Origin of the sequence: Flavobacterium geliluteum (assembly GCF_017948595.1) — a bacterium.
GTDB lineage: Bacteria > Bacteroidota > Bacteroidia > Flavobacteriales > Flavobacteriaceae > Flavobacterium > Flavobacterium flavipigmentatum.
In genome coordinates this window covers 172,324-181,908 of sequence record NZ_JAGFBV010000006.1, presented here as the reverse complement: position 1 = coordinate 181,908, position 9,585 = coordinate 172,324, and the positions used below count along the sequence as shown (strand labels likewise).

Below are 9,585 nucleotides of genomic sequence, written 5' to 3'. Positions count from 1 at the left end.
TAATCTGCTTACTGTATGCGAACCTTTTCTTATATCTGTACTCATAATCTAAAGATAAAGATTTTTTCGCATTACTAAAGTACTGCAATAAATTGCAGGGTTTTAAACCCGAATCTGAGACCAATAATACTATTTATGCTTTTGCATAAGCATCGTCGTGAACACTTGCTACTGCTCTACCCGAAGGATCGTTCATGTTTTTAAAAGCTTCATCCCACTCCAATGCAATTTTTGTACTACACGCCACGCTAGCTTCTTGTGGCACACATAAAGCTGCAGCATCACTAGGGAAATGTTCTGTAAAAATCGAGCGATAATAATATTCTTCCTTAGAAGTTGGTGTCTGCAACGGAAATTTGTATTTAGCATTTGCCAATTGCTCATCTGAAACAGCTTCTGCCACCACTTCTTTCAAAGTATCGATCCAGCTGTAACCCACTCCATCAGAAAATTGTTCTTTTTGTCTCCATGCCACACTTTCTGGCAGCATATCTTCAAAAGCTTTGCGAACAACCCATTTTTCCATCGGGTGTTCTTTGTTGATCATCTTATCTTGCGGGTTGATGCGCATGGCAACATCCATAAATTCTTTGTCTAAAAATGGTACTCGACCCTCAATTCCCCACGCGGCCAAACTTTTGTTAGCACGCAAACAATCGTACATGTGTAATTTGCCTAATTTACGAACATTTTCTTCGTGAAATTCGCGAGCGTTTGGTGCTTTATGAAAGTATAAATATCCTCCGAACAATTCATCTGCACCTTCGCCAGAAAGTACCATTTTAATACCCATCGATTTAATAACTCTCGCCATTAACCACATTGGAGTGGATGCTCTAACGGTTGTTACATCGTAGGTTTCTAAATTGTAAATTACATCCTTTACCGCATCTAACCCTTCTTGAATGGTAAATTTAATTTCGTGATGAATAGTCCCGATATGTTTGGCCACTATTTGAGCTGCTGCCAAATCTGGAGAACCTTCGAGCCCGACTGAAAAAGAGTGTAATTGCGGGTACCAAGCATCTGTTGTATCATCTGACTCAATACGTTTTTGGGCATATTTTTTGGCTACAGCCGAAGTAATAGACGAATCTAAACCTCCTGAAAGTAAAACTCCGTAAGGAACGTCACTCATTAATTGTCTGTGAACAGCCGCTTCCAGCGCTTTTTTGATTTCAGGAATACTGGTTTCGTTATCTTTTACAGCATCAAATTCTGTCCAGTCTCTTTTGTACCATTGCACAAATTCGCCATCTTTGCTGGTCATATAATGCCCCGGAGGAAACAATTGAATTTTTGTACAATATCCTTCCAAAGCTTTTAATTCTGAAGCTACATAAAAAGTCCCATCCTGATCCCAACCAATGTATAACGGAATAATTCCCATGTGGTCACGAGCGATAAAATACTCATCTTTTTCGACATCATAAATCGCAAATCCAAAAATACCGTTCATTTCATCAATAAAATGAGGGCCTTTTTCTTGGTACAATGCCAAAATCACTTCGCAATCACTTTCTGTCTGAAAGTTATATTTTCCTTCAAATTGTTTACGCAATTCTCTGTGGTTGTATATTTCGCCATTTGCGGCCAAAACCAGTTTTTTATCCTCGGTAAACAAAGGCTGTTTTCCTGAAGCCGGATCGACAATCGCCAAACGCTCATGAGAAAGAATCGCTTTATCATTGCTGTAAATGCCACTCCAGTCTGGTCCGCGGTGGCGAATAATTTTAGACATTTCTAATACTTGAGGTCTTAAAGTTTCCGCTTTTTGTTTCAAATCAAAGGCACATACAATTCCACACATAATCTTATATTTTTATTTTTAAATTTCATTTTGATAAGGCAAAGATGCAGTATTGGTTATAATTGAAAAACACAAATACTCAATTCAGTTGTAATTTTAAATTAAAAAATTGTTTTTACATATAAAATGTAAAATTTTAAGAGAAAATAAAGCCTGAAACTTGAAAATTTTAATTTTGAAGATAAAAGACAAGTAAAAATGAAGGTTTTAAAGAAATCTTTGCATTAAATTTTAAAATATTGAAATACCTATGAAAGATTCACAAACAGAATAGAAAAAGCTGTTTAAAAATTACTTTTTACTCAATCTTTCATTTCGACGAAGAAGAAATCTCCTCGAAAAGCACGATAAAGATTGGGTTAACATTGCGGAGTTACTTGCGGAGATTTCTTCTTCGCCGAAATGACATACCTTGTGTTTTTTTATCTCTGAAAAGTTCTCAGAATCTATAATTGACTTTATTCAATACTCTCAATAATATAATGAGTTCCATTAATTTCGAACTGAAACCCAACTTTGTTGCCCATTAAATGAGTTCCCAAAGGCGACTGAGGAGAAAGTGCAATCACATTAATCCCTTCAATAGTAATTTTAGGAAGTGCGACGCTCAGATATAAATAAATTCCGTTGGCTTGTACCAAACTTCCCGAAATAATATTTTTTGTCGTTTTTGAGGCATCAATTTTATCTAGAATTACTTTTTGAGTTAAGGCTTCTTTGAGTTTATTGGTCAATTTTTCCTGCTCGATGTGCATCATCGACAGAGCTGTCTCATGCTTATCGCCAGCCGAACCTTTCGCATCATTTTTAGAATCTTCGGTCAAAGCCGAAATCATATCTCTAAAAACATCTATTCGATCCTGAACCATTTGCAAATAATAAGCGTGTATTTTTTGTTTGAAAGTCATTTTTTTTTTAGGCTGTAAGGTTCTAAGTTACAAAGATGCAAAGGTTTTTGACTGCTGCAAAAAAAATGTAGTCTTTTATATTTGCTAGTCAATTTTATTAATTTTCTAATACATTCGAAAAATTAACATCCTTCATTCTTTTTTTAAACAAACAATCTATAATTTTAACACTTATTAATTTAACTATTATGATGAAAAAAACGACAATCATTACGACAATTGCTTTTGGTATTACGATGTTACTGTCATCAAATGCTAATGCTCAAAAATTTCCAGATTTAGACAAAAGTCCAATGGATGTAGCTGCCTACCCGAACGATTATAAAGTTTCGGCCAAACTTGTAAAAATTGCTTACAGCAGACCGCAACTAAAAGGACGTCCTGTGAGCGAGTTAGCTCCTAACGGAAAAGTCTGGAGAACGGGAGCCAACGAAGCTGCAGAAATCACTTTTTACAAAGACATGAAGCTAGGTACCAACAAAATCAAGGCGGGAACGTATACTTTGTACACTATTCCTGAAAAAGATACGTACACGATCATTATTAGCAAAGATTTGAATGTTTGGGGATCTTACAACTACAAACAAGACAATGACGTTGCGAGATTGAGCGTTCCTGTTACGGAGGCTGCAGATTCATTAGAAGCTTTTTCGATGGTTTTTACTAAAGCTGACACTGGTGTAGTCCTTAATTTAGGTTGGGACAAAGTAAGAGTGGCCGTTCCTTTTAATGAGTAAATGACTTTACTTCATAAAAAAATAGCTTCCAGATTTTGGAAGCTATTTTTTTATCATTTTTTTTATGAATTTTAAAAATCAAATTTGTAATTGGCTCCAACCAATACTTGAAATCCTTGTACTGGATAATTTAACCATTTTTCGTAATTCTGATTCGCAATATTATTAAGCTTTAAAAAACAAGTTAAACGATCGTTGTATTTGTAGCCCAGATGTGCATTGACATCAAAATAACTTTTTAGAGAAACAATCACGGGATCTGTTGCGAAAGCAGTATTTTGCTGCATATCTTTACGCTCACCTACGTAAAAAACATTCAGACCTGCATACCACTGCTTGGTGATATTTACATCTAAATTAGAACTCAACTTCATCGATGGTAAATTCCAAGCTTCTAATTCTGCATCATTTTGGTAGCTGTTAAAAGTCCCGTTGATTCCGAAAGTAACATTCTCAGAAAAATCTGCTTTCAATTCTCCATAAAAACGAAACGTTCTCACATCGTCATACACCACACCAAACGAATTTCCGTAAGCGTAATTTTCGTTGGTCGCATCTTCTGTATAATTATTGCTTTTAAAGAGTGCTTTATTGGTTTCATTTAGGTAAGAACCCGTAAGATTATAACTCACATTGGTGGCCAGCTTTCCTTTCAAACCAGCAAAAACAGTATACTGATTACTCGTTGGTTTCATGTTTAAGGTAGGTGACAAAAATGGATTTTCGTTTACAAAATCGGCATAGCTATTTTGATTCAAACTACCATTTGCCCCCGTGTAAAATATCATCAGATCGCCCACTAATTTGTAGGATGCATTTACTTTTGGATAGAAAAATATTTTGTTTTTACTGTTTTCAGCATCCATACTGTAAAACAATCCAGCTCCTAATTCTAATATCCAATCATCTTCATGAATGACAAAACTTGGTTCAATTCCTAAATTAGTAAAACTATATTTTAGAGGTTCTGTATTATTATTAAAATAGTTTTTTTCGAAAGAACCGCTCACGTGATCCACAATGACATTTGTATTAATGGACTGCTCCATCACTTCTACTTTGAAAGTCGGCTTTACATAAAAACGATTCTCTGAAGAAGAAAAACTATCCGAAAAATGCTTGAAATTAGCAGAAATTTTGCTAAAAACACCTTCTGTAAATTCAATATTTCCTCCTAACGAAATAGTATTGTAAGTATGACCCGGGCTGATTCCTCTTACGAGATCGTATCTGTTTTCGGGAAGCAAAGTCGTGCCAAAATCAGCTGGTAAACCATAGTAATTGTAAATCTGATTTTGATAGCCTAAATCTACATTCCAAGACATATCGCGATTGTTAACTCCATAACCAACATTCAAGGCTGTATCATAAAACTCATCATTCAATTCTACTTCTTTGATGCCACCCTGAGAAGAATGATGGCGAAACATTCCCGCCACATAATCGTCGTTCCCTAACTTTTGTGTGACAAACAATTCGGCATTCAAAGTACCAAAATTACCCAGCCCTACAGTCGCATAATTAGTAAACAAACGTTCTTGTTTTGATTTTTCAACGCCTTCTGCTTTACCTTTTGAAGGTGTAAAAGTAGAGGCTACAGGAACAGACAAAATACTGTATTTTATTGTTTCTTTTGCTTCATTTCCTTTATCGTCAAGCGAAGGATTTTCTTTTACTTTAAAAGCGTCCGAAATCGTAGGCGAATACGGTTTTACCACATTTACGGTTTCTGTACCAATACTCTCACCTTTTTTCTGCCCAAACGTGAGCTGAAAAGTGATTAAAAACAGTAAAATGATGGTTTTATTTTTGAAATTAATTTTCATATTTTATACTTTTTTGTGAAATGTATTTTGTAAAATGTCATAAACAAATTGGAGTGTTTTTTACATCTTACTTTTTACATTTTACAATTATCTAATTTTATAATTATTTAATTCGTTTTAAGCTTCCCAATCCCCTTTTGCTACAAGCTGGGTTTTTCCTCCAATTTGAATTTCAAACTGATTATCTGCCAATTTTCCATTGAAATAAATCTGAGAAGGGCGTCCCATAAAATCGCCCTGATGGTTAATGAGTTTAATTTCTGGCACATCATACTTCAGTAAATAAGCTTGCAAACATGTGCTAGCACTTCCTGTTGCAGCATCTTCAACTAACTGATTATGCTCTACGCAAAACATTCTAGTCATCAGTTTTGCATCTTCTCTACAATAAAAATACAATCCTCTGTGACTTGTTTTACAATGTTTTTTTAACCAATCATCCATTTTTTCTTTATCCAAAACTAAGCGCTCTAATGCTTCTTTATTTTTTAATGGTACCATCACAAAAGCGCTTCCTGTGGTAACTTCCTGAATAGGAAACTGATCGTCAAAATCAGTAGCTGTTAAATTACTAAATGACGAAAAATCACTTTTTGAAAACACCTCCCAAAATTCTGGTTGAGCAGCTTGCAGCCAAATCAAACCCTCAGATTGATGGATCGGAATTTCCCCCACGGGAACGTGTAGTGTAATAGTCTCCGGTTGATGCTGAAAAACTTCATTGATCAACACCCAAGAAGTACCAATAATCGGATGACCCGCAAATTTCATTTCTTGAGCGGGAGTAAAAATTTTCACTTCGGCACTATTATTTTGCAAATCGAGTTTGGTGATAAAAGTGCTTTCGGCAAAATTTATTTCACGAGCAATCGTTTGCATTTGTTCTAAACTTAAATTTTCAGCTTCTAAAAAAACAGCCAACTGATTGCCCGCATACTTTTTATCTGTAAAAACATCAACTATATAAAAAGGTAAACTCATAATTTGTAAAATGTGTTTTGTGAGATGTAAAATGTAACCTGAAAACATTTAATATCTCACCTATAACTTCTAACTATTTTGTAATTGATGAATTGGTTTTAGCCTCTTCTGCCTTAATCGCATTGAGTTCTCTTTTAGCTTCTTCAACCACATCTGGATAATCGGTAAAATTGTTAATTACGTTATCCAAAATATACGTTGCTTGGTAACTGTCTTTTAATCCGTAGAAATTTTTGGCCATCAAAACCAGACCCTTCGCACCATAATATTTGTAACCAGAATAGTTTTTTGCTAATTTCTGAACCGCCACATTTGAAGCATCAAATTTGCCTTCTTTGGTTTTAAAATAAGCATCATAATACAAGGCTTCTGCTGCTAATTCTCCCTTAGAAGTACTTGATAATTTGGCGTAAGCTGCTTTTGCCTTCTCCTCTTCGCCTGTTTGCATCGCCGCACGCGCCACAATAATCTGCGCATCGCTTTTTACGTTGACATCTCCTTTCGGGTTTTGAAGCACTTTTTCTGCATATTCAACAGAGTTGCCGTAATCCTTTTTATCATAATAACATTTCATCAAATTAGCTTGTGCGAAAGTTTTGTTTTGAGGAAAATCCGACTCATTTTCTAAACGTGTCAAGATCGGAACTGCCTTATCGCAATCTTTATCTTTTAAGAAAATCTGAGACAATCTTGTCAAAGCCTGCTCTGTAAATTCGTTTCTAGGCTGGCCGATTACGTATTGATAATTGGCTACCGTTTTACTTTCTGAACCTTCTGTATAAAGCAATTGTGCCAAATAAAAATTAGCCTCCAGCGCATGAATTCCCTTCGGAAATTTGCTCACATACCCGCTAAAACCGGTAATCGCCAACTTGCTGTTATTCTGACTGTATTGTTTGAAAGCGCCTTCGTAAGTATCGTTGTCTAACTCGGCATCTGTCACGGCAACAAAATCTAAAGTACGAACCCAAGTCGCATATTCGTCTACTTTTCCGGAATCAACATAAATCAATCTTGCAGTTGAAACGGCTTCTAAAGCTTCGGGTGTTTTTGGAAAATCTGCAGCTACTTTTTTGAATTTTACCAACGCTTGCTCATCTTTATCAGAGTTGTAATAAATCAGACCTTGTTTCAAAATCGATTTTGAAGTAAACAAGCCATTTTTATATTCGGTAATTAATTGGTCGTAGGTTTTGATAGCCTGATCGTTCTTTTTCTCTGTCGAATACGTATTGGCGAGTTCGTACAAAGCATCATCACGGTATTCTGATTTTTTGTACTTCTGAAGAAAATTATTCAACTCCTCTATTTTTTTATCATTTTTTGACATGAATCCGTACGACATTGCTTTTTGAAACTGCGCATAATCTGCATCAACTCCTTTGGCATCTATCGCTTTTGAATAGGCTTCCATTGCAGGGCCGTATTTTGCGCTCACAAATCGGCAATCGCCCAAACGCAAATACGAGTCATTCAAACGTACTTTATCGTCTTTATTAACGTCTATTTGTGCCTGAAATGAAGTAGCAGCAGGATCGTATTCTTTCAATTTAAAATAAGTATAACCAATATTATAATTGATGTTTTTATACTCGTCTGTGGTTTTAGCACTCGCCAGACCAGCAAATTGCTTGTAGCTCAACAAAGCATTCTGAAAATCTTCGGCAAGATATTCTGTTTCTGCTTTCCAGAAAGTGGCACGCGCTGTAAACTCAGGACTTTTTTGTTCGCTCACCGCATTTCTGAACATTTTGGAAGCTTCGGTATAGTTTTGCTCGTTATACAATTCTACTCCTCGGTAAAAAAGTACTTTTTGATACGCCAATTTGTTTTGTGGAGTTTTATTTTTTTCTAATAAAACCAAGGCTTCTTTATAGTTTTTTGACGAAATATAAGAATCTACCAAAAGTTTTTCAACCTCTGATCTACTCGAATTATTAGGGTATTTTTTTAAGAAATCAAGCAAAACAGCTGGAACATTTTGGTACGCATTTCCTATTTCGTAACTTAATTTTGCATAATTTAAAGCGGCATCTTCCTGAATTTGAACATTAAACTCCATTTCTGAAGCGTTTTTGAAAGCATTAAGAGCTTCCTGTTTTTTGCCGGTATTCAGGTAACTTAAACCCAAATGATAATAGGCATTTTGCGCTACAAAGTCTTTTCCTTCAATGATTTTATTGAATTGTGAAATTGCTTTTTCATCGTTTTTCTGCTCGTAATATGCATATCCTAACTGATAGAAATCGGTATTGTTCCATTTTCCTTTTTTACCTGCATATTGTTCTAAAAACGGAATCGCTTTGTCGTATTGTTTTAAATTGAAATAACTTTCTCCGATGATTTTATTGAGTTCAGACTTTTCTAGTTCGTTTGATTTTGCCATTGCTTTCTGGCCTAAATCGATCGCTTTTTGGAAATTTCCAAGTTTGAAATTCATATCAGCCTGATAGTACGAAAGCTTTTCTTTGTATTTTTCTTCGCCGGAAACCTCATCAAAATATTTGGTCGCTTCTTTATAATCATCTCCTTCATACGCCATAAAGCCTAAGTAATATTTGGCCTGAGAACCGTACTCGGCAGAGTTAACTACTTTGTTAAAATAGGTTGTCGCTTCTTTTTTATTTTTTGCATTGAAATAAGCGTATCCTTTTTGAAAATTATACTTGTCCAAATCAGATTTGCTCATGTAGCTTTCGTCTACTTTATCAAACCACAGCAATGCTTTTGGATAATTGCCTTGTTCGAAAAAAAACTGAGCCACTTCCTTGTATGCCTGATTTTGTTTGGTACTTGTTGGATAATCATTCACAAATTTTTCCATCAGTGCATCTGCATTCGACTGATTGGTTCTTATGGCGCAATTGGCAATGTAATAGGCACAATCAGACTGCACCTCTTCTGTGGTTGCGTTGTTTTTTATATGTTCAAAAATAAGTTGGGCAGAAGTATATTGTTTGTCGTTATATAAAGCCAGCGCTTTGTCAAAATCTTTTAAATCGTAGGTATAAATAGCTGATTTTTGTGCTAAAACCGTGGTAGAGATTAAGAGAATTTGGATTAAAAAGAACCAGGAAAGTTTACGCATTTTTATTTTATTTAGTATTCAAATGTATCATTTAATACCCTTTATAACGAAACGTTTTGGGCATTTATTATGAACAAATTTTGAAACTGCTGTTATTTTTTTAACTTGCTAACGCTCAAAATACTGGTTATCAAAGTTTCTGGAAACGATCATTTTCTCGCTGCCTGAGTGTGCATTAAGGATGGGAACGGCATCCTTTTTCTGGCTTCTTTAGCCAGGAAAAGATACAGTGGAC

The 9,585-nt window shown here is 35.3% G+C and carries 6 protein-coding genes; 1 reads left to right on the top strand and 5 read right to left on the bottom strand.

Features of this window, described 5'->3' with window-relative positions:
• Nucleotides 1–133: 133 nt before the first annotated feature.
• Nucleotides 134–1,810 carry an asparagine synthase B gene (gene asnB / locus J3495_RS05725; protein ID WP_210665610.1) on the bottom strand — a complete coding sequence of 559 codons (1,677 nt, stop codon included), beginning with the start codon at nt 1,808–1,810 and terminating at the stop codon, nt 134–136.
• Between the two features lie 458 nt (nt 1,811–2,268).
• Nucleotides 2,269–2,718: a hypothetical protein gene (locus tag J3495_RS05720; protein WP_210665609.1), complete on the bottom strand. Its 450-nt coding sequence runs from the start codon at nt 2,716–2,718 to the stop codon at nt 2,269–2,271.
• A gap of 191 nt (nt 2,719–2,909) precedes the next feature.
• Here J3495_RS05720 and J3495_RS05715 point away from each other — a divergent pair, with 191 nt between their 5' ends.
• Nucleotides 2,910–3,455, top strand: coding sequence for a DUF2911 domain-containing protein (locus J3495_RS05715; protein ID WP_210665616.1), 546 nt, complete (start codon nt 2,910–2,912; stop codon nt 3,453–3,455).
• 71 nt (nt 3,456–3,526) lie between these two features.
• Here the strand turns inward: J3495_RS05715 and J3495_RS05710 are convergent, their stop codons facing one another.
• From J3495_RS05710 to J3495_RS05700, 3 genes are all read right to left on the bottom strand, one after another.
• Entirely contained in the window at nt 3,527–5,281 is a 1,755-nt protein-coding gene (locus J3495_RS05710; protein ID WP_210665608.1) for a TonB-dependent receptor, read from the bottom strand.
• Between the two features lie 117 nt (nt 5,282–5,398).
• The gene (locus J3495_RS05705; RefSeq protein ID WP_210665607.1) at nt 5,399–6,262 is read right to left on the bottom strand and encodes a PhzF family phenazine biosynthesis protein; all 864 of its coding nucleotides are present in this window, start codon (nt 6,260–6,262) and stop codon (nt 5,399–5,401) included.
• 73 nt (nt 6,263–6,335) lie between these two features.
• Nucleotides 6,336–9,350, bottom strand: coding sequence for a tetratricopeptide repeat protein (locus J3495_RS05700; protein WP_210665606.1), 3,015 nt, complete (start codon nt 9,348–9,350; stop codon nt 6,336–6,338).
• Nucleotides 9,351–9,585 lie beyond the last annotated feature (235 nt).

Excerpts from the sequence above, each read along its gene's own strand:
- asnB (WP_210665610.1), bottom strand. The coding sequence starts at position 1,810 with ATGTGTGGAATTGTATGTGCCTTTGATTTGAAACAAAAAGCGGAAACT.
- J3495_RS05720 (WP_210665609.1), bottom strand. The coding sequence starts at position 2,718 with ATGACTTTCAAACAAAAAATACACGCTTATTATTTGCAAATGGTTCAG.
- J3495_RS05715 (WP_210665616.1), top strand. The coding sequence starts at position 2,910 with ATGAAAAAAACGACAATCATTACGACAATTGCTTTTGGTATTACGATG.
- J3495_RS05710 (WP_210665608.1), bottom strand. The coding sequence starts at position 5,281 with ATGAAAATTAATTTCAAAAATAAAACCATCATTTTACTGTTTTTAATC.
- J3495_RS05705 (WP_210665607.1), bottom strand. The coding sequence starts at position 6,262 with ATGAGTTTACCTTTTTATATAGTTGATGTTTTTACAGATAAAAAGTAT.
- J3495_RS05700 (WP_210665606.1), bottom strand. The coding sequence starts at position 9,350 with ATGCGTAAACTTTCCTGGTTCTTTTTAATCCAAATTCTCTTAATCTCT.